Raw genomic sequence first — 342 nt, 5'->3', positions numbered from 1 at the left:
CGCCGAGGTGCTGAAGGAGATCGGTCGGGAGGCGAAGAAGCGCCGGGAGGCCGCCGAGGCGTTCGACACCGCGGGCCGGACCGAGCAGACCACCCGGGAGCGGGCCGAGGTCGAGGTGCTGGCCGACTACCTGCCCAAGCAGATCTCCGACGACGAGCTGCCGCCCATCGTTACCGCCGCCCTAGCCCATAGACGTCCGACCTGGCCGAAGCGAATCTGCGCCGTTAAGAACATATTCAAGCAGAATCTCGACCGTCTGCGCGGTGGCCCTGCCGACCTGTCGTCAGCCGGTCAGCGCGGCCTTCACCGCGGCGGCGACCCGGCCGCCCTCGGCCAGACCGT

1 protein-coding gene is annotated in these 342 nt (G+C 69.9%); it reads left to right on the top strand.

Annotation, left to right across the window (positions count from 1 at the left end; translation table 11 throughout):
- Window positions 1-342 (top strand): GatB/YqeY domain-containing protein (locus tag PUR61_RS00145; protein ID WP_329874339.1); only part of this gene is annotated, 342 nt, incomplete at both ends.

It is taken from the genome of Streptomyces sp. BE20, from assembly GCF_036322525.1.
Classification (GTDB): domain Bacteria; phylum Actinomycetota; class Actinomycetes; order Streptomycetales; family Streptomycetaceae; genus Kitasatospora.
Note: the sequence above shows the minus strand (reverse complement) of the source record. Positions and strands in the feature narration are given on the sequence as shown.